This is a genomic window from Methanobrevibacter sp. (assembly GCF_045611865.1).
Taxonomy (GTDB): domain Archaea; phylum Methanobacteriota; class Methanobacteria; order Methanobacteriales; family Methanobacteriaceae; genus Methanocatella.
The window spans coordinates 1-23,117 of sequence record NZ_JAZKXX010000078.1 but is presented as its reverse complement, the minus strand read 5'-3'; the positions used below and the strand labels follow the sequence as shown (position 1 = coordinate 23,117).

22 protein-coding genes and 5 tRNA genes are annotated in these 23,117 nt (G+C 33.8%); 22 read left to right on the top strand and 5 right to left on the bottom strand.

Translation table 11 applies throughout. From position 1 onward, the window contains the following. Positions 1-177: 177 nt before the first annotated feature. Positions 178-717 (top strand): tRNA (cytidine(56)-2'-O)-methyltransferase, encoded by a 540-nt coding sequence (locus ACKI32_RS09885; protein ID WP_407415959.1) that lies wholly within the window; start codon positions 178-180, stop codon positions 715-717. Here the strand turns inward: ACKI32_RS09885 and ACKI32_RS09880 are convergent. After that, the gene (locus ACKI32_RS09880) at positions 714-1,808 is read right to left on the bottom strand and encodes a DUF763 domain-containing protein (RefSeq protein ID WP_407415957.1); all 1,095 of its coding nucleotides are present in this window, start codon (positions 1,806-1,808) and stop codon (positions 714-716) included. The two genes, ACKI32_RS09885 and ACKI32_RS09880, sit on opposite strands and share 4 nt — an antisense overlap. Positions 1,809-2,001: 193 nt before the next feature. Between ACKI32_RS09880 and ACKI32_RS09875 the strand changes: the two genes are divergently transcribed. Then, the gene (locus tag ACKI32_RS09875) at positions 2,002-2,736 is read left to right on the top strand and encodes a peptidylprolyl isomerase (RefSeq protein WP_407415955.1); all 735 of its coding nucleotides are present in this window, start codon (positions 2,002-2,004) and stop codon (positions 2,734-2,736) included. 28 nt (positions 2,737-2,764) lie between these two features. Here ACKI32_RS09875 and ACKI32_RS09870 read toward each other — a convergent pair whose 3' ends face one another. Beyond that, positions 2,765-3,256, bottom strand: a complete 492-nt coding sequence (locus ACKI32_RS09870; protein WP_407415953.1) for a fumarate hydratase C-terminal domain-containing protein — start codon at positions 3,254-3,256, stop codon at positions 2,765-2,767. Positions 3,257-3,392: 136 nt separating this feature from the next. Here ACKI32_RS09870 and ACKI32_RS09865 point away from each other — a divergent pair, with 136 nt between their 5' ends. Genes ACKI32_RS09865 through ACKI32_RS09840 form a run of 6 tightly spaced genes read left to right on the top strand, consistent with a single transcriptional unit; the run spans position 3,393 to position 7,996 of the window. Next, positions 3,393-3,659 (top strand): ferredoxin family protein, encoded by a 267-nt coding sequence (locus ACKI32_RS09865; protein ID WP_407415951.1) that lies wholly within the window; start codon positions 3,393-3,395, stop codon positions 3,657-3,659. 8 nt (positions 3,660-3,667) lie between these two features. Beyond that, positions 3,668-4,789: a 2-oxoacid:acceptor oxidoreductase subunit alpha gene (locus ACKI32_RS09860; RefSeq protein WP_407415949.1), complete on the top strand. Its 1,122-nt coding sequence runs from the start codon at positions 3,668-3,670 to the stop codon at positions 4,787-4,789. Further along, positions 4,790-5,647, top strand: a complete 858-nt coding sequence (locus ACKI32_RS09855; protein ID WP_407415947.1) for a 2-oxoacid:ferredoxin oxidoreductase subunit beta — start codon at positions 4,790-4,792, stop codon at positions 5,645-5,647. It begins immediately after the preceding gene. A gap of 9 nt (positions 5,648-5,656) precedes the next feature. Continuing rightward, positions 5,657-6,205 (top strand): 2-oxoacid:ferredoxin oxidoreductase subunit gamma, encoded by a 549-nt coding sequence (locus ACKI32_RS09850; RefSeq protein ID WP_407415945.1) that lies wholly within the window; start codon positions 5,657-5,659, stop codon positions 6,203-6,205. Positions 6,206-6,213: 8 nt separating this feature from the next. Next, a complete protein-coding gene (sucC, locus tag ACKI32_RS09845) occupies positions 6,214-7,332 on the top strand; it encodes an ADP-forming succinate--CoA ligase subunit beta (protein WP_407415943.1) in 1,119 nt (372 codons plus the stop codon). A gap of 1 nt (position 7,333) precedes the next feature. Next, complete coding sequence (locus ACKI32_RS09840; protein ID WP_407415941.1) at positions 7,334-7,996, top strand: flavodoxin family protein; 663 nt, start codon at positions 7,334-7,336, stop codon at positions 7,994-7,996. Here the strand turns inward: ACKI32_RS09840 and twy1 are convergent. After that, positions 7,971-8,888, bottom strand: a complete 918-nt coding sequence (gene twy1, locus ACKI32_RS09835; protein WP_407415939.1) for a 4-demethylwyosine synthase TYW1 — start codon at positions 8,886-8,888, stop codon at positions 7,971-7,973. The two genes, ACKI32_RS09840 and twy1, sit on opposite strands and share 26 nt — an antisense overlap. Positions 8,889-9,020: 132 nt before the next feature. Here twy1 and ACKI32_RS09830 point away from each other — a divergent pair, with 132 nt between their 5' ends. The 4 genes from ACKI32_RS09830 to ACKI32_RS09815 are packed head-to-tail and all read left to right on the top strand — an operon-like array spanning position 9,021 to position 12,715. Beyond that, complete coding sequence (locus ACKI32_RS09830; protein ID WP_407415937.1) at positions 9,021-9,890, top strand: hypothetical protein; 870 nt, start codon at positions 9,021-9,023, stop codon at positions 9,888-9,890. 1 nt (position 9,891) lies between these two features. After that, positions 9,892-10,770 (top strand): DNA-methyltransferase, encoded by an 879-nt coding sequence (locus ACKI32_RS09825; protein ID WP_407415935.1) that lies wholly within the window; start codon positions 9,892-9,894, stop codon positions 10,768-10,770. Positions 10,771-10,818: 48 nt separating this feature from the next. Then, complete coding sequence (gene tpiA / locus ACKI32_RS09820) at positions 10,819-11,487, top strand: triose-phosphate isomerase (RefSeq protein ID WP_407415933.1); 669 nt, start codon at positions 10,819-10,821, stop codon at positions 11,485-11,487. A 10-nt stretch (positions 11,488-11,497) separates the two neighbouring features. After that, entirely contained in the window at positions 11,498-12,715 is a 1,218-nt protein-coding gene (locus ACKI32_RS09815; RefSeq protein ID WP_407415931.1) for a phosphoglycerate kinase, read from the top strand. Positions 12,716-12,750: 35 nt separating this feature from the next. Here the strand turns inward: ACKI32_RS09815 and thiE are convergent, their stop codons facing one another. Together thiE and thiM are read right to left on the bottom strand one after the other, a co-directional pair. Further along, positions 12,751-13,371 (bottom strand): thiamine phosphate synthase, encoded by a 621-nt coding sequence (gene thiE, locus ACKI32_RS09810; protein WP_407415929.1) that lies wholly within the window; start codon positions 13,369-13,371, stop codon positions 12,751-12,753. Further along, complete coding sequence (gene thiM, locus ACKI32_RS09805; RefSeq protein ID WP_407415927.1) at positions 13,368-14,234, bottom strand: hydroxyethylthiazole kinase; 867 nt, start codon at positions 14,232-14,234, stop codon at positions 13,368-13,370. The genes thiE and thiM overlap by 4 nt, the downstream gene beginning before the upstream one ends. A 116-nt stretch (positions 14,235-14,350) precedes the next feature. Here thiM and ACKI32_RS09800 point away from each other — a divergent pair. The 10 genes from ACKI32_RS09800 to ACKI32_RS09755 all read left to right on the top strand — a co-directional run. Next, positions 14,351-14,424, top strand: a tRNA-Thr gene (locus tag ACKI32_RS09800). A 115-nt stretch (positions 14,425-14,539) separates the two neighbouring features. After that, positions 14,540-14,614 (top strand) — tRNA-Pro (locus ACKI32_RS09795). Positions 14,615-14,618: 4 nt separating this feature from the next. Then, positions 14,619-14,692, top strand: a tRNA-Tyr gene (locus ACKI32_RS09790). 124 nt (positions 14,693-14,816) lie between these two features. After that, positions 14,817-14,888 (top strand) — tRNA-Asp (locus ACKI32_RS09785). 32 nt (positions 14,889-14,920) lie between these two features. Continuing rightward, a tRNA-Lys gene (locus ACKI32_RS09780) sits at positions 14,921-14,994 on the top strand. A 43-nt stretch (positions 14,995-15,037) separates the two neighbouring features. Next, positions 15,038-15,271 carry a DNA-directed RNA polymerase subunit H gene (locus ACKI32_RS09775; protein WP_407415925.1) on the top strand — a complete coding sequence of 78 codons (234 nt, stop codon included), beginning with the start codon at positions 15,038-15,040 and terminating at the stop codon, positions 15,269-15,271. 236 nt (positions 15,272-15,507) lie between these two features. Further along, positions 15,508-17,052, top strand: coding sequence for a DNA-directed RNA polymerase subunit B'' (locus tag ACKI32_RS09770; protein ID WP_407415923.1), 1,545 nt, complete (start codon positions 15,508-15,510; stop codon positions 17,050-17,052). A gap of 9 nt (positions 17,053-17,061) precedes the next feature. Next, positions 17,062-19,314, top strand: coding sequence for a DNA-directed RNA polymerase subunit B (rpoB, locus tag ACKI32_RS09765; protein WP_407415921.1), 2,253 nt, complete (start codon positions 17,062-17,064; stop codon positions 19,312-19,314). A 25-nt stretch (positions 19,315-19,339) separates the two neighbouring features. After that, positions 19,340-22,105, top strand: coding sequence for a DNA-directed RNA polymerase subunit A' (locus tag ACKI32_RS09760; protein WP_407415919.1), 2,766 nt, complete (start codon positions 19,340-19,342; stop codon positions 22,103-22,105). Positions 22,106-22,113: 8 nt separating this feature from the next. Further along, a partial coding sequence (locus ACKI32_RS09755) for a DNA-directed RNA polymerase subunit A'' (protein ID WP_407415917.1) occupies positions 22,114-23,117 on the top strand: 1,004 nt, incomplete at its 3' end.

Below are 23,117 nucleotides of genomic sequence, written 5' to 3'. Positions count from 1 at the left end.
TTTAAAAAGCATTAATTTATATATAATTGGAAATATAAGTATTTTCGATGAGATTTACCACATGTTTTTGATCATATTTTATTTAGTGTTTTAGTATCACCTCCTTACATTTTATTTTTCACTGGTAATTCTCATCAAATTTATATATTTTAATCACTTAATCTATTAACTGATAATATGAAAGTTAATGTTTTAAGATTAGACCACAGATTAAAAAGAGATACAAGAATTACAACTCATGTATGTTTAACTGCCCGTGCATTTGGAGCTAGTAAAATATATCTTGCTGGCGAACGTGATAATAAACTTATGGAAAATGTTAGGGATACAGCTTCAAGATTTGGGGGAAACTTTGAAATAGAGTACACAGAAAGTTACATGGGTGTTATTAACAGATGGAAAGCAGATGGTGGAAAAGTAGTTCACCTTACAATGTATGGATCACAAGCTCATGAAATAGCTCCGGAAGTTCGTGAGGATGGTTCTGATATCTTAATTATTGTTGGCGGGTCTAAAGTTCCTGGAAAAGTATATAAAGCAGCTGATTGGAATGTTTCTGTTACAACTCAGCCTCACTCTGAAGTATCATCACTGGCAGTATTTCAACATTTGTTGATGGATGGGAAGGAATTCGATTTGGAATTTGAGAATCCTGTATTGGAAGTTATCCCAACAGCGCATGGTAAAACTGTAAATATTCATGATGAAAATCGTTAAGATATAAACTCGTCTAATCTTTTAATGGCTTTTAACTTTTCATCTTTTTTTATACGTGCTTGGTCAAGTGCATCTCTAATGGTTTGAATGGAGTTATCATAAACTTCTCTGTCAACAGGATATGGAAAACCGTCTTTTCCTCCGTGTGTAAAGCTATATTTTACAGGATCTTTCCAGCTTGCAGGTTCCCCATACACTAAATCGGATATTAAAGCAAGTGCCCTTATTTTTTTAGGGCCAATTCCTTGAAGTAAAATTAATTCTTCATAGTTTTCAGGCTGAATTTCCCATGCTCTTGTTAAAACTTCAAATTCTTTGTCTGAAATATCCATGTCCAAAACGGGATGGTGTTCGGGCATTGTAAAGTCTTCTAAAAGCATCTGATTGTCTTTTCTTTTAAAATATTGTCTTAAATGGTTGGGATTATCATTAATTAAGTCAACACTTATTTTTTGAGCTTCTTCACTTTCTTTTGAAGACATATTTAATGTGTTTGGTGTTTTTTTATCGCAGGATATTCCGCTATGGGGGTCATTTAGAATCTTTTCGACTTCTGAACCTAGCCAATGATATCTTCGAGCATATTTATTTTCAGTATTTAGGCCCTGCTGTACAACCGCCCAATCTCCTTTTTCTGTAACAAAAAAATTATGCTGGTATAATGTGTAACCGTCTTGGATGCAAGAATTATCAATTTTAGCAGATAATTTACTTGTTTCAATTAGTTTTTCAGTTGTTTTAGTTTTTAAATTAAATATCTCTCCGGCATGCTCTATGCCTTGGGGTGTTTTTCTAGATTTGCCACCTTTGCCCCCACTTAGATAAATTCCATGTTCTTCAGGGCTTAATGATGCTTTAAGTGCACCTAATGTTGTTGTAGTAGTTCCTGATGAATGCCAATCAAAACCTAAAACGCAAGAAAATGCTTGAAACCAGTAAGGATTAGAAATTCTATTTAAAAATTCTGCTAAACTATACTCTTCAATAATTACAGATGCTAATGCTCCCGATAGGTCAACCATTCTGCTGAATAACCATTTAGGAGGATGACCTCCGTGAAGGGGTAGGTTAACAGCTCCTTTTCTTTGCATGAATTATAATTATATTTAATTAAATAATTAGTTTTTTAGTAAGAGCATTTGGAAAGTATTTTTTGAAAAATTTTTTCACATTTGAAATATCGTATATATAAACAAAACTTTAATAAGTAATGGTTACTAAATTTTATAATGTTATATTTATTAACAAATTATTTAATCAAAATTATTAAGGAGCGTAATTTTTATGGCTATAGATAACGGAGATTTTGTAAGAGTAAACTTTACTGGTAAAATAAAAGACACTGATGACGTATTTGATACTACTTATGATGAAATTGCACAAGAAGCTGGAATCTTTGAAGAAAATAAAACTTACAAACCAATTCCAATTGTTGTAGGTGGAAACCACTTATTACCAGCTATTGAAGAAGCTATTAAAGGATTAGAAGCAGGAGATAAAAAAACTATTGAAGTAGATGCTGAAAATGCTTTTGGTCAAAGAAATTCTAAATTAATCCAATTAGTACCTATGAAAGAATTCAAAAGACAAGGTATGACTCCTGTTCCAGGTATGAAAATCCAATCTGAAGGTGCAACTGGTAAAATCTTAACTGTAAATGGTGGAAGAGTAAAAGTTGACTTCAACCATGAATTAGCAGGAAGAGACTTAGTTTATGATGTTGAAGTATGTGAAATCATTGAAGATGATGAAGAAAAAATCAAAAGTATGATTGAGTTACACTACTCCAACCCTAACGTTGATATTGATAAAACTGAAATCGACATTGTTGATGGTGTTGCAAACATCAAATTAGATGAAATGGCTAAATTCGATCAACAATCTTACATGGACATTACATTTGCAAGATTCAGAATAGCTAAAGACATCTGGGAAAACATCGAAGAAATTACCAAAGTTAATTTCGTAGATGAATTCGAAAAAAGAGAAGAAACTGATGACGAAGAAGATGAAGAATAATTTCTTTCATCTCAATTTTTAATTTTTTTTAAATCACCTCACCATCTTTAATTGCAACAATTCCGGGAATATTTTCTACTTTTAATTTAAACATAGCTTCCATTCCTTCATTTTCAAATAAAACACATTCTTTTTCTAAAACTTTGTTTGTAAGTAATGCTGCAACAGGTGGAGTTATTACAAAAATAGAGTTATTTTCATTTAAAGATTTAACAGTACTTTCACTTAACATTCCCTTTCCGATATGGATTTTAACACCGTGTTCGCTTAAAATTGGCATTGTCGATTCAATTTCTTCTTTGTTGCTTGTTGTTGGTGCTATTCCCGCATCACTAAAAGCAGTATGCATAATAACGCTACCAGATAAATCAAAAGGGACTTCATCATTTTTAATTAATTTTACAAGTTGTGGAAGTGCAGCGTCACGGCCAGTATAGATTGTTCCGGAAATGGTAATTTGGTCTCCAACATTAAGATTTGATAAATCCTCATTGGATATTGGGGTTGTTAAATCTTTCATAATTATAGTTATTAAAATTATTTTTTAATAAATTTTTAGAATTTATCACGATTCTCATAAGATATTTAAATGTTCATTAACATAAATATATAACATTCTATATTTATGTATCATAGAATTATTAGGAGATTTAAAATTGATTATAATTGACGAAAATTTGTGTAAAGGATGTCATCTTTGCTTATTTATGTGTTATAAGAATGTATATGCAATATCTCCTGAAGTAAACAAAAAAGGAGTACAATTACCATTTGTCAAGTTTGAAGAAAGATGTACAAAATGTGGTACTTGTGAAATTGCATGTCCTGATCAAGCAATTACCGTTGATTTGCCGGAAAATTGGTGGATGAAAGATGGCAAGGATGTTAACTTTAATCCTAATTTCACAAAAGGGGAAAAGTAGGTGTTAAAATGGCTGAAGAATTTTTTATTCAAGGAAATGAAGCATGTGCTAAAGGTGCTATAGCTGCCGGTTGTAGATTTTTTGCAGGTTATCCTATCACTCCATCTACTGAAGTTGCTGAAACATTAGCTCGTGAATTGCCAAAAGTTGGCGGTTCATTTGTTCAAATGGAAGATGAAATTGCTTCTGCAGGAGCTATTATTGGTGGTTCATGGGGAGGAACCAAATCAATGACAGCTACATCCGGGCCAGGTATTTCATTAATGCAGGAAAATATAGGTTATGCATTTATGAGTGAAACTCCTATCGTTATTGTTGATGTCCAAAGAGGTTCCCCTTCAACTGCACAGCCAACAATGGCTGCACAAGGCGATATGATGCAAGCTCGTTGGGGATCACATGGGGACTACGAACCAATTGCATTATCTCCATCAAGTGTTCAAGAATTCTTTGATTTTACAATTAAAGCATTTAACTTGGCTGAAGAGTATAGGGTACCAGTTTTTGTCATGGCTGATGAAGTCATTGGTCATATGAGAGAAAAAATCATCGTCGAAGATGATATCGAGATTGTTCCAAGAAAAAGACCAGAAAAAGGTGATGATTATTTACCATTTGAAAATATTGAAAATGGAACAACTCCAATGCCTGCTTTCGGTGATGGATTTAATATCCATGTAACTGGGCTAACTCACGATGAAAGGGGTTATCCAGATACAAACAATCCTGAAACTCACGATAAACTTATTCAAAGAATTTGTGATAAAATTTTAAACAATAAAGATAAAATCTGTTCTGTTAAATCTAAAAACTGTGAAGATGCAGATATTATAATTGTTTCTTATGGAGCACCTGTAAGGTCTGTTATTGAAGCGGTAAACAAAACAGATAAAAAAGTTGGTTATATTAAAATAGACACTCCATGGCCATTCCCTGATGAACAAATTGAAGAATTAACAGCAAATGCAAAGGATGTTATTGTTGTTGAAATGAATTTGGGCCAAATGTATTATGAAGTGGACCGTGTTTGTAAAAAACATTCAAATGTTCATTTACTCGGAGTAATAGGCGGATTATTGCCAACTCCTGATGAAATATTAAATAAAATTGATGAAATAGGAGGAAACTAAATGTCTAAAGAAAATAGATTTCTCCCATATTTAAGAGAAGATAGATTACCACATATTTTCTGTCCAGGTTGTGGAAACGGAGCTATTATCAATGCATTTTTAGCCGCAATGGAAAAAGCAGAAATGGATTTTGAGAATATTGCAATGGTTTCTGGAATTGGTTGTTCTTCAAGAATTCCGGGTTATTTAAAATGTGATTCTCTCCACACCACTCACGGAAGAGCATTAAGCTTTGCAACAGGTCTTAAAACAGCTAATAAGGATTTGGATGTTGTAGTATTTACTGGTGATGGTGATGCTGCTTCTATTGGTGGTAACCATTTAATTCATGCGGCTAGAAGAAACATTAATTTAACCGTAATTTGTATTAATAATAATATCTATGGTATGACTGGTGGTCAAATTAGTCCTACATCTCCTAAAGGTAGTTTTGGAACAACTGCACCATATGGAAATCAAGATGCTCCATTTAAGCTGGCCGAACTTGTTGGGGCTGCTGGTGCAACTTACTCTGCAAGATGGACTACCGTTCAAATTGAAAACCTTGTTACTTCTATTAAAGATGGATTAAAAAATCCAGGATTTTCATTTATCGAAGTTGCAACTCAATGTCCAACTTATTTTGGTCGTAAAAACAAACTTAAAACTCCTACTGCGATGGCTGCTATTATGAAAGCAAATACAGTATTTAAATCCGCAGCAGATAGAATGAAACCAAAAGAATTGGAAGGAAAAATTGTCGTTGGTGAATTTGCAAATACTCAAAAAGACGAATTCACAGAAAATATTGATAAAATAAGTGTGGAAAAATCAGGTAAGAAAACTCTTATCAACTCCGCATATTCAACAGAATTATAGGTGGATAAAATGAGAACTGAAATTAGAATTTGTGGATTTGGAGGTCAAGGAATAATTCTTGCAGGTATTATTTTAGGTAAATCTGCATGTCTTTTTGATGGAAAAGAAGCGGTCCAAACTCAATCTTATGGTCCAGAAGCTCGTGGTGGAGCTTCAAAATGTGAAGTTGTTATTAGTGACACTGAAGTCGATTATCCAAAAGTTCAAAATCCTGATATTTTAGTGGCAATGTCTAATGAAGCATTAATCAAATATATTGTGGATTTAAAAGATAATGGGACTTTAATTGTGGACCCTGGAACAACATATGTTGAAGATGTTAAAGATTACATCGACGAGCATAATATTAAAGTTTACGAAGCTCCTGCTACAAAAACAGCTACTGACGAAATAGGACTTAAAATTGTGGCAAATATCGTTATGGTCGGAGCTATTACAAAAATTACTAAAGTTATATCCAAAGAAGCAGCTATTAAAGCAATTGAAGTAAGTGTTCCTAAAGGAACTGAAGAGAAAAATATCAGTGCTTTTGAAGCAGGGTATGCTTTAGCAGAATAGGTGTTATAATGAGATTTTTTGAAAGTGTAGCAAAACAAGTTTTTAATAAAGAAGGGATTCCAATTTTAGAAGGGCATGTAGCTTACTCCCCTGAGGAAGCAATGTCTATTTCTTCAGAGATGGGAGTTCCTGTTGTTGTTAAAGCACAAGTTTTAACTGGTGGTAGAGGTAAAGCTGGTGGTGTAAAATTTGCCGATAATCCTGGTGAAGCTTTAAAAGTTGCTGAGGAAATTTTGGGCATGGAAATTAAAGGTGAAAAAGTAAAACATCTTTTAATTGAAGAAAAAGCCGAGATTCTCAATGAATTTTTTGTAACAGTGTCTGTTGATAGAGGAGCTAGAAGACCGGTTATCTTGGCAAGTAAAGAAGGTGGGGTTGAAATTGAAAACTTAGCTAAAACAAACCCTGAAAAAATTATTAAATACTATCCAAATCCTTTACTTGAATTTTTACCATATGAAGCACGTGAAGTTGCACGTAAAATGGGAGTACCATCTGAATTGATTTCATCAATGGGTGACATGATTTGGAAATTATATAATGTATTTGATAAATATGATGCTGACACTGCCGAAATCAATCCGTTGGTATTGACTCCAAATGGACTAATTGCTGCAGATGCCAAACTTGTTGTTGAAAATGATTCCTTATTCAGACATCAAGATTTGGTTAAAAGGATGCACTATAAGAAAAAAGCTGTCGACTTTGTTCAATTAGACGGAGATATTGCCGTAATTGGTAATGGGGCAGGTTTAACTTTAACCGCTATGGACATGATTAAACTTAATGGTGGAGAACCAGCAACTTTCTTGGATATTGGTGGTGGAGCTTCAGAACAAATTATTAATCAAGCATTAAATATTGTTTTAAACTACGAACCGGTTAAAGTGGTATTTTTAAATGTTTTAGGTGGTATTACTAAAGCAGATGATGTTGCTCGTGGAGTAATTAAAGCTTTAGACCAAGCCGGACGTAAAGTTCATATTGTTATTAGATTAACCGGTACAAATGAACAAGAAGGTCAAAGGCTTTTGGAAGAGGCAGGAATTCCATATGAAACTTCAATGGAAAAAGCCGCACGTAAAGCCGTTGAGCTTTGTGAAGAACTTAAAGCTGAAGGTAAATAAAATGAAATTTTTTGCCATTAATGGTTCTCCAAGACCAAACTGCAACACAGCACAATTGTTGGATGAATCTCTAAAGGGGATTAAATCAGTTTTTCCTGATGCAGAAGTGGAAAGAATAAATTTATATGATTTTCCGTTTCATGGATGTAAGAGTTGTTTTGCATGTAAAATAGTAAATGGGAGACATTATGGTAGATGTGTTCAAAATGATGATTTAAAACCTATTCTGGACGAAATTGTTCAAGCTGATGGTGTTATTTTAGGGTCACCGATTTACTTTAGTGATGTGACTGGAAATATGAGATGCTTTTTGGAGAGATTCATGTTCCCATTCATTGCTTATAGTAAAACAGAAACAGTGGAGCATAAAAAAATGCCAATAGCTTATTTTTACACTATGAATGCATCTGAAGAGCTTTCACATCAAATTGGATATCATGATCTTCATGATCACTTTGAAATGGCTTTAAGTATGGTATTCACTAAACCTGAGCATTTATATGTTTATGAAACCTACCAATTCAAGAACTATTCAAAATATGTTTCAGATGCATTTGATGAAAAAGAGAGAAAACAAATTAGAAAAACACGTTTTCCAAAAGATTTAGAATCTGCATTTGAAATTGGCCGAAAAATTGCTACTCAAGCAAAACAACACGACTGATTTCAGATTCATTTACTAATTCTTTTCCACACTCATCACCTATTTTTTTTGCGAATTCCTTAACCTCATCAAATGTTGGCATATTATCTAAGGTTAGTCTTTCACGTGATGAGCCAACACACATGTATGCTTTTACTTCTACAAAATCAGGGTCTGCTTTTTTAATTAATTTTGCATAACCTTCCGGGTTTTCCATATTTCTTCCACGAACACAGGTATTTCTTATACATGTACGTGAGTCAAAACTGGCTAATGTTTCAAGTGATTCGTTTAAATTGCTCCAGGCATCATTTATTCTGGGTCTGCACACTTCATTAAATATTTTCTCTGATGGTGCATCTAAGGAAAGGTATAGTTGATATGGATCGTTATCTAGATTTCGAAGTCTATCTGCACATTGGCCGTTACTCACGACAAAAGTGGTAAAATCACGTCTGTTAAATTCACCAATCAACTCATCAATTTTTGGATAAAGAGTTGGCTCTCCAGCGAGTGAGATGGCGGCATTATTCGGTTTTTTAAGTTCTTCTAATTTTTTCTTGTTTGCTTTGTCATTTCCATAAAAACCACATAATAAGTTATCTTGAGCTTTAATGGCTCCATCAATTATTGTTTTTGGGTCATCATATTCTTCATCTTCCCAGCTAGTTTGTGTGTATGTTAAATCTCTCCAACAGAATTCACATTCTTGTTGGCAGTTTGGAACTGCAGGAGACATTTGAAGGCATCTGTGTGATTGAATTCCATAGAACTTTTCTTTATAGCAAACGCCTTTATCTACAATACTTTGGCGGGTCCAGTGGCAGGTTTTGACAGCTGCATGGCCATGTGTGCCTACAAAACGATATCCGCTTTTTTCTAATTTTTCGATTTGGTTTTTATTGAATGACATAAAATCAAATTAAGGTTTAGTTTTGATAGTATATACATTTTTATAATGATAAGTAATTATTGTTTTTATTGAACAAAATTGAATTATTATCGTTAAAAATATTTATATGTTTAATTATAATACTTTTTTATTATGAGATTATGGAGCAAAAATCAAGAAAAATTATTTTTCGTTAACTCGAAAAATTTCGCATCCCCTCAACAGTTATTCTATAAAACTGATGATGGGAGGTATTTGGCATATTGGCCTAAAAGATACAAAGGTAAAAAGTCAACCCTACAAGCTAGAAATTCTCTAATTGGAAATTACACGGAAAAATGGGTATGTGATTTATTTAAATCATTAATAGATAATGAAGACCTTTTCATTGTTCAACAGGCAAGGATTCCTTCAGTCGGAATAACTTCAAAATCTCCAGCAGATATAGTGGTTGCAACAGAGGATAAAAAAATTTTAAAAGCTTCACAGGTAAAACTAATATGTGAAGTTAAAATGTCTTTAGTGTGGAATTGGGAATATAATCCCACCTTAAAAATAATCACTGAAGTGGGGGATTACAAAACACATCAAGGAAAACCAAGTTTCACACGTTCAGATTCTATTTTAAAGGCTATCGGCAAATGTATTGATATTAGGGTGTCAAACTATGAATCTTCTAAAATTCCAATTGTAGTTTTGGGTAATGCGCCGTTATCTAATGGATTTTGCAAAAAAGCAGATTACCTAAAGCATGCAGGAATTATTCAAGGTTTTTGGTCATTAAATCCATTTCCACTAAATCATGGAAATACTCGAAAAACCACTTCAAAAGGAGGATTTATCAGATTTGATAATACTGATGAGTTAAAAAAGCATTTAAATAATTTATTTGCCCAGGATTTGAATTTCTTTTCGGGAATGGAATCCCCAAAAAGATTGGGTGAAATAATTGAGATAGCTAATGATGAAGACACTTATGAAGAAAAGGGATTAAAATTTATAAATCTCTTAAAGAGGTCTTAAATTGACAAGGAAAACTCAAACAACAACATTCGGATCTGTAGTGCGCGAATCTCATAGTTCAAAAAAGTTTTACAGTTCAAAATTGTACAGAGATTATGAAATTCCAAAGAATATTGAATTTAGAGAAAATAAAATCAATAACTCGGATTTAAACAGACTATATTGTAAATCTAGTGAAGTAATGGATGAAATTCCTGATGATAGTATTCATTTAATGATTACATCTCCTCCATATAATGTGGGAAAGGAGTATGATGATGATTTAACTTTAGATGAATATTTGGGATTGTTAACTACAGTTTTTAGTCAAACCCACAAAAAATTAGTCACTGGGGGAAGAGCCTGTATTAACATAGCAAACATTGGAAGAAAACCATATATTCCACTCCATGCAATGATAATCGAAATAATGTTGGATTTAGGATTTTTAATGAGGGGAGAAATTATTTGGAATAAATCAGCTAGTGGCGGAGGTTCATGTGCTTGGGGAAGTTGGATGTCTGCTTCAAACCCGGTTTTAAGGGACTATCATGAATATATATTAATTTTTTCAAAGGATTCATACTCAAAAAATAAAAAACAAGAAAAAAGAGATACAATATCTCATGATGATTTTATTGATTGGACAAAAAGTATTTGGACATTTCCAGCAGTAAATGCTAAAAAAATAGGCCATCCTGCTCCATTTCCAATTGAACTACCGCATCGGCTTATTAATCTTTACAGTTATGAAAGTGATGTTGTTTTGGATCCATTTTGTGGCAGTGGTACAACATGCATTGCAGCAATTCAAAATAATAGAAATTACATTGGATATGATATTAAAAAAGAATATATTGATTTGGCTCAAAAACGAATTTCTAATCAAAAATTTATTTAATAATGGTAATCAAATATTATAATTAGAAAAAATTAATGTGGGATTATTATGGATACACCAATTGTGATATTGAATTATAAAACCTACTTGGAGTCAAGTGGTATAAAAGCTTTAGAACTCGCACACGATTTGGAAAGCGCTGCTAATGAGTCTGGAATCACCATGGTTGCAGCACCTCAGGCAGCAGATATTTATAGAATAAGTGAAGAAGCTTCACTTCCTATTTTTGCTCAACACATAGATCCAATTGCTCCTGGAGGACACACAGGTTCTAGTTTAATCAGTACTTTGGTTGAAGCAGGAATTAGTGGATCTTTAATTAACCATTCTGAAAATAGGATGAAATTGGCAGATATTGATGAGGTAATAAAATTATGTAGGGCGCATGAAATTGAATCATGTGTTTGCACTAATAATATTGATACTTCAAAGGCTGTTGCAGCACTTGCTCCTGATGCAGTTGCAGTTGAACCTCCTGAACTTATTGGTACTGGAATTCCTGTATCTCAAGCACAACCAGAAGTAGTTGAAGATACAGTAAAAGAAGTTAAAGCTATTAATAAAGATATTAAAGTTTTATGCGGTGCAGGAATCACAACTGGTGATGATATGAAAGCAGCAATGGATTTAGGTGCTGATGGGGTATTACTTGCCTCCGGAATAATTAAAGCCGAAAATCCAAAAGAAGCATTGCTTGATTTGGTAAGTAAATTATAGAGTGAGAAAAATGCCTACTGAATTTAACACAATCGATGATTTTGATATTGAAGGTAAGACTGTACTTGTAAGAGTTGATATTAATGCGCCGGTAGACCCAAGTTCTGGAATTATATTGGATGATACAAGATTAAAATTACATGCACAGACTATTAAAGAGCTGTCTGTTAAAGGAGCAAAAGTAGTTCTTCTTGCTCATCAAAGTCGTCCAGGAAAAAAAGATTTCACAACTTTATCCCAACATGCTGATGCTCTATCCGACATTTTAAACTTAAGAGTAAAGTATGTTGATTCATTGTTTTCAAATTCTGCAAAAGATGCTATTAAAAATCTTAAACCTCATGAAATACTCTTACTTGAAAATGTAAGATTTTTCTCAGAGGAAACACTTTCAAGGTCTCCAGAGGAGCAATCAAAAACTTTACTTGTAAGACATTTATCCTCATTAATTGATTATTATGTAAATGATGCATTTGCCGCAGCACACAGGTCTCAAGCATCATTAGTTGGTTTTACTGTAAATACTCCTTCTGCAGCCGGCCGTGTGATGGAAAAAGAATTAACAGTAATTCAAAACGCTCTTGATAATGTGGAACACCCTTGTGTGTTTTTACTTGGTGGAATGAAACCTGATGATTCTATTGATGTTATGGAAAATGTATTAAGCAATGGCACTGCTGATGCAATTTTAACAACAGGTATTGTTGGAAATATTGTCTTATGGGCATCCGGTGCGAATATTGGAGAAATGAATCGTGAATTCATAGTCAGTAGAGGTTATGAAAGCATGGTTGAAAAATCAAAAGAATTAATTGAAAAATTTGGAGATAAAGTAAAATATCCTATTGATGTGGCTTGTGAAATTAATGGCCAACGTGTAGATATTGATAACACTGAAATTCCAAATGAACCTATATTTGATATTGGTGTAAAGACCATTGCTTTTTATGCAAAAGAGATAAGAGATGCAAAATACATTTTTGCTAATGGTCCTGCGGGCGTATTTGAAGACCCTAAATTTTCAATGGGAACAGAAGATTTAATCAATGCTATTGCAAAATCTGAAGGATTTTCACTTATTGGTGGAGGACACATTGCAGCCGCTACAGCAGGGCTTGGTTTAGAAGATCAAATGAGTCATTTAAGTAGTGGTGGTGGAGCTTGTATTAGTATGTTGGCTGGTAAAAAACTAGCTGCTGTGGAAGCTCTAAAAAATAGTAAAAAATAATATTTTTTACTTTCTTTTTTTTTTAAAAAATAAATTTAGCTATTAAATATTTTTAATAGCTCTTCAGATGATTTTTTTGGGTTATCCGAACTCATTATGGCACTAACAACAGACAATCCTGAGATTCCAGTATCTGTTAGTTGTGAAGCATTTTCTAAAGTTATCCCTCCAATTGCCACGACTGGAATATCAATTGATTCAACGATTTCTTTTAAATCCTCTTTTGTAACAGAAGGGGCATCATCTTTAGTTTTAGTTGGAAATACTGCACCAGTTCCAATATAATCTGCTCCATCTTGCTGTGCTTTTTTTGCTTCAGTAATGGTTGCTGCAGAAACCCCTAATATTTTATCGTCCCCAATCAATTGTCTTGTAACATCACAAGGCATATCACTTTGACCGACATGCACACCGTCTGCATCAATTGCTAGTGCTATATCAACTCGATCATTAATAATTAAAGGAATATTGTATTTGGAAGTAATTTTTTTAACTTTTAAAGCTAAATTATAGAAATCCAAAGTTTCAGCAGTTTTTTCTCTAATTTGAACTACAGTAACTCCACCTTTTATTCCTTCTTCAATTGTTTTTAAAAATTTTTCTACATCATCACTATTGTCTGTGACAAGGTATAAAGATAAATCTATATTTTTCATAATATCCTAATATTTGATTCGTTAATTAAAGTTTCACTATTGGTTTTATAGAGATAATCAATGAGATAAGTTCTAAATGAACCAGTTCCTTCGTTATTTGTTTCAACTTTTTCTCTTGCTTTTTCACCAGCAATATTCATTGCTAGAATTGCAACAAGAGTTCCTTCTAGAGGATTTGATCCACCAATACAACTTCCGACAATTGAAGATAACATACATCCGCTACCGGTAATTAGTGGCATCATATCATCACCATTATCTATTGCTATTGTGGTTTCACCATCACTTAGAATGTCGATTGGGCCACTTGCAAGTATTGTGGTGCCTAATTTATTTGCAAGCTCTTTAATAATCTCCCCATTAGCACTTAAATTTTCTTCAGTAATAATGTCATCTATATTAACGTCAACACCTTTTGCAGCATTGTTTTCATCAATAACTCCAATTAATTTAGCTATTGCTTTAATTTCACTGATATTTCCACGAATTGCAGCCATTTTATAGTTTTTAATTAAATTTAATGTTGTTTCATTTCTGAGATTTGTAACTCCAACACCTACAGGATCAAGTACAATTGGAGTATTTGTTTTATTTGCAACTTCTGCACTGATATTCATGGAGTTAATTTGTTCTTTACTTAATTTTCCAATGTTAATTACAATCACATCAGCTATTGTAACTACTTCTTCTAATTCTTCAGCATCTTCTGCCATGAATGGTGACCCACCAATTGCAAGAATTGCATTAGCACAATCGTTTATAGTAACTGAATTAGTTATACAGTGTGTTAAAGCATTTTTTTCTTTGATGTTTTTTAAAGTTTCATCTATTTTATCTAATAATTCTCTCTCATTATTTATCATGATTATTAATTATAAATTTTTTAATATTTAAAATTTTAGGGAATTTGGTATTTTTATAGTAAAGTATTTAAATGATATTTAACATAATTTATATTGTTCTATAATATTACCATATTGCCTCGGTGGCTCAGTCTGGTAGAGCGCGAGACTTGTAATCTCGTGGTCGCGGGTTCAATTCCCGTCCGGGGCTTTTAATTTATAGTATAAATATGAATTTTTTTGAAAATTGTTAAGATTATAGTAACATTTATATAGATGTATATTAATATTATTATTAGTATGTTATCTGCATACTCATTGTGTGTGGGTCCGTAGGGTAGCTTGGTCGATCCTTTGGGCTTTGGGAGCCTGAGACTCCGGTTCAAATCCGGGCGGACCCATTGTCCCGCCTTAGCTCAATTTGGCAGAGCGTTGGACTGTAGATCCAAATGTTGCTGGTTCAAGTCCGGCAGGCGGGATTTCAATTTATTTATTTGAAATTCATCATGATTTTTGGAGAAATATTGCTATTTTCCAAAACATTTATATATGATGAAATCAAAAGTAATTGATAGTGTATAATATTCATATATAGTGTTTCTCGCCCTGGTGGTGTAGGGGCTATCATGTGGGCCTGTCGAGCCCGCGACTCGGGTTCAAATCCCGGCCAGGGCGCTTCAAATACATTGAATAATTATATATCGTTTAGGCCTGTAGCTCAGTCTGGCAGAGCGCTTGGCTTTTAACCAAGCGGCCGCGGGTTCAATTCCCGTCAGGCCTGTTTCTAATTTTATATTTTATATTTTCTATTTGGAGGAAAAAATTTGAAAATTGATATTCAAGACCATATGCTTGTACCAAAGCATGAAATCATGACTGAAGAAGAAATCTCAGAAGAATTTAGTGATGTTGATTATGATTTTAAAGACCTTCCTAAAATAAAATCTGATGATCCAGTTGTGAAAGCTATAGGTGCAGAACCTGGAAATGTTTTAAGAATAACTCGTGAAAGTCAAACTGCTGGGGTATTTATAACTTATAGGATTGTAGAAGGTTAATATCATTTTAATATAATTTTAGATTAGTGAAATTTAATATAGTATAATTTCTGTGTTTTTTTGTTTTTAGAAATTCATTATAATAAATTTGAACTTAGTTTGAGAGGAATTATCTTAAAGGAGATAGTTATGAGTAAATTAAGAATAATGATTAAATGAATTAGTTATAATTAGGTTTATCCTAATTTTTTAGTTTTATTATTATTTTTATTGCGTACGTAATGCGGAGGATATCCATGACAGAGAATAACTGGAAATTAGTTGATGCATTTTTTGATAAATATGATTTAGTGGATCACCATATTAAATCATACAACGATTTTGTAAACAATAGGATTCAAAATATCATTGATATCACAGAACCTATTACCTTAGATGATGGTAAATACACTTTAAAAACTGGTAAAGTTCGTATTGAAAAACCATCAAATAAAGAGGCTGATGGTTCTAGCAGTGAAATTGATCCTACTGAAGCTAGACTTAGAAATTTAAATTATTCTGCGGATATGTACCTGGAAATGGCATTAAATGAAGAAGGAGAAGATAATCCTTTAGAAGAAGTATATATTGGTGAATTACCAGTAATGCTCAAATCTGACATTTGCCATCTTAATGGTTTAAGTCCTGAAGAATTAATTGAAAAACATGAAGACCCTCAAGATTTAGGAGGTTACTTTATTGTAAACGGTTCTGAAAGAGCTGTTGTAACAATGGAAGAAATTGCTCCAAACAAAATTATTCTTGAGCGTATCGATAATGTAGAAGATAGACATGCAAAAGCTGTTGTAACTTCTATTAAAAGTGGTTTCAGAGCTAGAATTACATTAGAATATAAAAAACCACGTAAAAATGGTGTGTTCTTAAGAATTTCATTCCCATACCTTCCTGGAGAAATTCCATTAGTAATTTTACTTAGAGCTCTTGGTTTATGTACTGATGAAGAGATTATTACTGCAATTTCAGATGATAATAATTTCCAAATGATGGTTGCAGACGACCTTCAAGTTTCATCAGAATCATTAAAATTAGACCAAAAAGAAATGGATGGAATGACTCTTGATGAAAGAAAAGAATACATGCAAACTGCTGCTATTAAATACATTGGTAATAGAGTAGCTAAAAACATGCCTAAAGATTATCGTTTAAAACGTGCTAAGGATGTAATTAATCGTTATTTATTACCTCACATGGGTACTGAGGAAGATAGATGCTACGATAAAGCAATTTACTTAGCAGAAATGACTGAAATGTTATTAGAGGTTATTGAACAAAAAAGAGAACCTCACGATAAGGACCATTACACTAACAAGAGACTCAGAGTATCTGGTGACTTAATGGAAGACTTATTCAGAGTAGCTTTCACTAACTTAACTAGAGATATGAGTTATCAACTTGAAAGAAGTCTTTCTAGAGGTAAAGACCTTTCTATTAAACAAGCTGTTCGTAGTGATGTTTTAACTGAAAATATTAAACATGCTATTGCTACAGGAAACTGGGTTGGTGGAAGAGCTGGTGTAAGCCAATTATTAGATAGGACAAGTTACATGGGAACTCTTTCTCATTTAAGACGTGTTGTATCTCCATTAACTAGAAGTCAACCTCACTTCGAAGCAAGAGATTTACACCCAACTCAATTTGGTAAAATATGTCCAAACGAAACTCCGGAAGGACCTAACTGTGGTTTGGTAAAGAACTTAGCTTTATTATGTAATATTTCAGAAGGTTCCGATGAACAAGAAATTATTGATGTAATTGAACAAATGGATGTTGAATTGATTTAAGGAGGTGAGATGTTGTCTGATATTAAAAAACCTGTGTTAAACGAGAAAAAAGCATTTTATTATTTTGGTTTTAAAACTGTCGTTCCTTTCAGCGAAGTTGAAAAAGCAATAAATGCATTAAAAACAGTTGCTGATGGGGAATTGGAAGAAACAGTTAATAATCATGCTGAAAATATTGAATCTTACTTTGATAATGATGATTTAAAAAATGATGAAACTTTGTCTGTCAAATTCAATAGTGGAGAACCTAGGAAAAGTTGGGCATCTTACAAAGATGATTTCCCTGAAATTAATTTAACTGAATTAATTGAAGATGTTGATTCTGAAGATGCTATTGAAGCAGTTGAAGAGGAAGTTGTGGAAGATGCTGCTGATGAAATTGAAGCTGTTGAAGAAGCAGATATCGAACCTGTTGTTGAGGAAAAACCTAAAATAACAGAACCAGTTGAAAGTTCAGTTCCTAAAACTAAAATTTACATTAATGGTGAACTTTTAGGTTCTTGTGAAGATCCTGTTACTTTCACTCAACAAATGAGAGAAAAAAGAAGAAATGGTGAAGTCTCTCATGAAATGAACATTACTTATTATGAAGATAATAATGAGATTTATATATTCAATGACCCTGGTAGGGCTAGAAGACCATTAATCATTGTTAAAGATGGTGTTCCTCTTTTAAGAGAAGAACATTTAAACAAAGTTGCTAATGGTAAATTAAAATGGGATGATTTAATTAATAATGGTCTTATTGAATATTTGGATGCTGAAGAAGAAGAAAATTCTTATATTTCAATGTCTTTAGCCGAAATTAATGAAGACCACACTCACCTAGAAATTGACCCTGCTACCATGTTAGGTATTTGTGCAGGAATTATTCCATTCTCTGATCACAACTCTTCCCCAAGGAACACTATGGAAGCAGGTATGACAAAACAAGCTTTAGGATTATATGTATCTAATTATGCATTACGTACTGATACTAGGGCACACTTGTTACACCATCCTCAAACTCCAATAGTTAAAACCCGTATCATTGACTCAACTAATTACGACTTAAGACCATCTGGTCAAAACTTTGTTGTTGCATTAATGTCTTATGAAGGATATAACATGGAAGACGCAATGGTTATTAACAAAGGAGCATTAGAAAGAGGTTTAGCAAGATCTTCATTCTTCAGAGCTTATGATACTTCTGAGAAAAGATATGCTGGTGGTCAGGTAGACAAATTTGAAGTGCCTGATAAAAATATTAAAGGTTACAGATCAGAAGAAGCTTACAGAAACTTAGATGACGATGGAGTAGTCAATCCAGAATCATATGTTGAATCTGGTGATGTATTAATTGGTAAAACTTCTCCTCCTAGATTCTTAGAAGAAGATTTCGGTACTGTAGCTGATAGGAGAAGAGAAACTTCTGTTACTGTAAGACATGGTGAAAAAGGTATTGTTGATGCAGTTCTTTTATCAGAAACTGTTGAAGGTTCAAGATTAGCTAAAATCAGAGTAAGAGATACCAGACAACCTGAATTTGGTGATAAATTTGCATCAAGACACGGTCAGAAAGGGGTTGTTGGTTTAATATTATCTCCTGAAGATATTCCATTTACAGAATTTGGTGTTGTACCAGATTTAATTGTTAATCCTCACGCGATTCCATCTAGGATGTCTATTGGTCAAGTACTTGAGATGGTTGCAGGTAAAGCAGGTTGTCTTGAAGGAAAACGTGTTGATGCAACTCCATTTAATCAAGCACTTGAAGATGAAATTAAACAACAATTAATAGACAATGGATTTGAATCTGCGGGATGTGAATCTTTATACAGTGGTGTAACCGGTGAAAGAATTGATGCAGAAATTTTCGTTGGTGTTGCATATTACCAAAAATTACACCACATGACTACTGATAAAGTTTATGCTCGTTCAAGAGGTCCAGTGCAAGTGCTTACTCGTCAACCTACTGAAGGTAGAGCACGTGAAGGTGGTTTAAGATTTGGAGAAATGGAAAGAGACTGTCTTATTGCACACGGTGCTGCATTAACCTTAAAAGAAAGACTTCTTGATGAGTCTGACAAATATGAAGCTATTGTATGTGAAAATTGTGGAATGTTAGCTGTATATGATAAACATAAAAATAAGAAATACTGTCCAATTTGTGGAGATGTAGAAACTTATCCGGTAGAAATATCATATGCATTTAAATTATTATTAGATGAACTTAAGAGTTTATGTATTTTCCCTAAATTAGTTTTAGGAGACAAAGCATAATTACAGTTATTAAAGGAGCCAATACATGAAAGGATTTATAAAAAAAATAGAACAAATCAACTTTGGGCTAATGTCTCCTGAAGATATTCGTGCAATGTCTGTTGTGACTGTTGAAACTCCTGACACTTATGAGGATGATGGTTTTCCTATTGAAAAAGGTTTAATGGATCCTCGTTTAGGTGTTATTGACCCTAGTTTAGTTTGTAGAACTTGCGGTTTTAGAGGTGGGGACTGTCAAGGACATTTTGGTAGTATTGAATTAGCTAGACCAGTTATTCACATTGGTTTTGGTGATGTTATTCATAAGATTTTACGTTCTACCTGTAATGAATGTGGTCGTGTTCTTTTAAGTCAAGATCAAATTGATGAATTCACCCAACAAATTCGTGAAGCAATGGATAACAAGGAAAGCCTTAATGCTATCTTAAAAGAAGTTTACAGAGTTGCTAAAAGGGAATTAAAAACCTTACCTGAGGATGAAGAGGAAATTGATCCTAAACATTGTTGTCCTCATTGTGGTGCACCTCAAGAAGCAATCAGTTTAGATAAACCTGTTACTATTCGTCAAGGTGATTATAAGTTAACAGCTTCTGAAGTTCGTGAAAGGCTTGAAAAAATCAGTGACGAAGATTCTTTTGTTTTAGGTGTAAACCCTGAAGTTGCAAGACCTGAATGGTTAGTTTTAACTGTTTTACCAGTTCCTCCGGTAACTGTAAGGCCATCTATTACTTTGGATACTGGTGAAAGGTCAGAAGATGACTTGACTCACAAACTTGTAGATATTTTACGTATCAATCAACGTTTACTTGAAAACATGGAAGCTGGAGCTCCACAATTAATCGTTGAAGATTTATGGGAATTATTACAATATCACGTTACTACTTACTTTGATAATGAAGCTAGTGGTGTACCTCCTGCAAGACACAGGTCCGGAAGACCACTCAAAACCTTAACTCAAAGGTTAAAAGGAAAAGAAGGAAGATTCAGATCCAACCTCTCAGGTAAAAGGGTTAACTTTTCTGCTCGTACTGTAATCTCTCCAGACCCAAACATTAGTATTAATGAGGTCGGAGTTCCTGAAATGATTGCAAAAGAAGTAACTGTGCCTGTATATGTAAATGAATGGAACATTGAAGAGATGAAACAATACATCAAAAATGGTCCAGAACAACATCCTGGTGCAAACTATGTAATCAGAACCGATGGAAGAAAAATCAGAGTACGTGGAGATGAAACTAAAGAGTTAATTCTTGAGCAATTAGAACCAGGATTCATTATTGAAAGGCACTTAAAAGATGGGGACATGGTTTTATTCAATCGTCAACCTTCCTTGCACAGAATGAGTATGATGGCACACGAAGTAAGAGTTTTACCTTATAAGACTTTCAGATTAAACTTATGTGTATGTCCACCATACAATGCGGATTTCGATGGAGACGAAATGAACATGCACGTTTTCCAAACTGACGAATCTCGTGCAGAAGCAAAATCATTAATGCGTGTACAAGAACATATTTTATCTCCAAGGTTTGGAGGGCCAATTATTGGTGCTATTCACGACCACATTTCCGGTGCATACCTTTTAACAAGAGACGGTGTTGAATTTACAGAAGAACAAGCTTTACAAATTATCAGAAAATCTCACTTAAAATTACCTGAGTTAAAATCTGGGCAATGGGTTTTAAAACAAGATCCTGAATTTAGTGAAGATTCATATATCTTCAAAGAGAAAGGTGAGATGTGGACAGGTAAAGAGTTGTTCTCTTTATTATTACCTAATGATTTGAATTTATCTTATAGTGCTGAGATTTCTAAATGTCCTGTTGTATATCCTGAAGAGGATGCTACTGTTGTTATTAAAAACGGTATTCTCGTGCAAGGGGTAATTGATGAATCTGCTTATGGTTCATTTTCAGGTAAAATCTTAGATAAAATTGTTAAAGAATATGGTCCTGGAAGAGCTAAAGAGTTCTTAGACAGATCCACTGACTTAGCCATCTGCGGAATCATGAAAACAGGAATTACCACTAGTTTAAATGACGAAGAAATTCCTGATGAAGCTCAAGACCGTATTAACGAGCACTTAGATAAAAAGATGGCTGAAGTAGATAAACTTGTTGAATCTTATGAAGAAGGATATCTCCAAGCATTACCTGGTAGAAGCCTTGAAGAAACTTTAGAGATGAAAATCATGCAAGTTCTCGGGGAAGCTAGGGACATGTCCGGTAGTATTGCCGAAAACTATCTTACAATGGGTAAACAATACCCAGAGGACCCATATGACCATGTGATGGCTGTAGAAAACCATTCTGTAGTAATGGCACGTACTGGTGCAAGAGCATCCATGTTGAACCTTACTCAGATTACTGCTTGTGTCGGACAACAAGCGGTTAGGGGTGGACGTATCGAAAGAGGATACTTAAACAGAACCTTACCTCACTTCAAGAAAGGTGAACTTGGGGCAAAAGCTAAAGGATTTGTACACTCAAGTTATAAATCCGGTCTTGACCCAATTGAGTTCTTCTTCCACGCAATGGGTGGAAGAGAAGGTCTTGTAGATACAGCGATTCGTACAGCTCAATCCGGTTACATGCAAAGAAGACTTGTAAACGCACTTCAAGACTTACAAGTTAAATCTTCAGGACTTGTTACTGATAATCAGGGTAATGTTATTCAAACTATGTTTGGTGAAGATGGAGTAGATCCAGCTAAATCTGACTTCGGTAAAGCAGCAAACTTAGACAAGCTTATTAGTGAAATAAGAATGGAAAGCGGAATGGAAGGTAAGTAGGTGTAACTATGGAAGATATTATAATTAAAGTAAAAGATACAATTGCACAACTTAATGAAGAAGAAAATCTTGAAATAGATTTTCCAGATAGTTATATCGAAGATTTAGCAAAAGCTTACATTAGCAATGATTTAACTGATGATGAATTAACTGAATTAATCAGAAAACTCAAACAGGCCTATGACCGAGCTCACGTTGAAGCTGGCGAGGCTGTTGGAACAGTAGCTGCACAATCTGTTGGTGAACCTGGTACTCAGATGACCATGCGTACTTTTCACTATGCAGGGGTAACTGAACTGAACGTAACATTAGGTCTTCCAAGACTTATTGAGATTGTAGATGCAAGAAAAGATATTGCTACTCCAACTATGGATATTTATTTTGATGAAGAAAGACGTGACGACGAGGAATTTGTCAGAACTTTAGCTAACCAGATCGGTAAAAGTACCATTAACGATATCCTTTTGGATTTCAACTTGAATTACGGTACCCGAGAAGTTGAAGCGGTTTTAGACGCTAAAAAAATCGAAGAGAAAAGATTGGACAGGGAAGAAATCAATGCAGCTATTGAGAAGGCCTTCAAAAAGGCAGACATCAACGGTGATAAATTGAACATTCCTGTTTCAAAATCAGACAAATCCGATTCCAGATTTGAAATTCGTGAACTTCGTCTTTTAGCAGACAAGGTTCGTGACTTGCAAATCAGTGGTATAAAAGGTATCGGTAAAGTTATTATCCGTCGTGACGAAGAATGGATTATACATACTGAAGGGTCAAATCTTAAGGAAATCCTTGATATGGATGGTATTGACCATGTAAGAACTACTACCAACAACATTCATGAGATTGGTGAAGTGTTAGGTATTGAAGCGGCTCGTCAATCAATAATTAACGAGGCTCAAAATACCCTTTCCGAACAGGGTCTTAGTGTTGATGTAAGACATATCATGTTGGTTGCAGATATCATGACTTCCGAAGGTACTGTAAAATCAATTGGAAGACATGGTATTAG

Bases quoted from the DNA above. Each gene is read 5' to 3' on its own strand.
- ACKI32_RS09885 (WP_407415959.1), top strand. From the start codon at position 178: ATGAAAGTTAATGTTTTAAGATTAGACCACAGATTAAAAAGAGATACA.
- ACKI32_RS09880 (WP_407415957.1), bottom strand. From the start codon at position 1,808: ATGCAAAGAAAAGGAGCTGTTAACCTACCCCTTCACGGAGGTCATCCT.
- ACKI32_RS09875 (WP_407415955.1), top strand. From the start codon at position 2,002: ATGGCTATAGATAACGGAGATTTTGTAAGAGTAAACTTTACTGGTAAA.
- ACKI32_RS09870 (WP_407415953.1), bottom strand. From the start codon at position 3,256: ATGAAAGATTTAACAACCCCAATATCCAATGAGGATTTATCAAATCTT.
- ACKI32_RS09860 (WP_407415949.1), top strand. From the start codon at position 3,668: ATGGCTGAAGAATTTTTTATTCAAGGAAATGAAGCATGTGCTAAAGGT.
- ACKI32_RS09855 (WP_407415947.1), top strand. From the start codon at position 4,790: ATGTCTAAAGAAAATAGATTTCTCCCATATTTAAGAGAAGATAGATTA.
- ACKI32_RS09850 (WP_407415945.1), top strand. From the start codon at position 5,657: ATGAGAACTGAAATTAGAATTTGTGGATTTGGAGGTCAAGGAATAATT.
- sucC (WP_407415943.1), top strand. From the start codon at position 6,214: ATGAGATTTTTTGAAAGTGTAGCAAAACAAGTTTTTAATAAAGAAGGG.
- ACKI32_RS09840 (WP_407415941.1), top strand. From the start codon at position 7,334: ATGAAATTTTTTGCCATTAATGGTTCTCCAAGACCAAACTGCAACACA.
- twy1 (WP_407415939.1), bottom strand. From the start codon at position 8,888: ATGTCATTCAATAAAAACCAAATCGAAAAATTAGAAAAAAGCGGATAT.
- ACKI32_RS09830 (WP_407415937.1), top strand. From the start codon at position 9,021: ATGAGATTATGGAGCAAAAATCAAGAAAAATTATTTTTCGTTAACTCG.
- tpiA (WP_407415933.1), top strand. From the start codon at position 10,819: ATGGATACACCAATTGTGATATTGAATTATAAAACCTACTTGGAGTCA.
- ACKI32_RS09815 (WP_407415931.1), top strand. From the start codon at position 11,498: ATGCCTACTGAATTTAACACAATCGATGATTTTGATATTGAAGGTAAG.
- thiE (WP_407415929.1), bottom strand. From the start codon at position 13,371: ATGAAAAATATAGATTTATCTTTATACCTTGTCACAGACAATAGTGAT.
- thiM (WP_407415927.1), bottom strand. From the start codon at position 14,234: ATGATAAATAATGAGAGAGAATTATTAGATAAAATAGATGAAACTTTA.
- ACKI32_RS09770 (WP_407415923.1), top strand. From the start codon at position 15,508: ATGACAGAGAATAACTGGAAATTAGTTGATGCATTTTTTGATAAATAT.
- rpoB (WP_407415921.1), top strand. From the start codon at position 17,062: ATGTTGTCTGATATTAAAAAACCTGTGTTAAACGAGAAAAAAGCATTT.
- ACKI32_RS09760 (WP_407415919.1), top strand. From the start codon at position 19,340: ATGAAAGGATTTATAAAAAAAATAGAACAAATCAACTTTGGGCTAATG.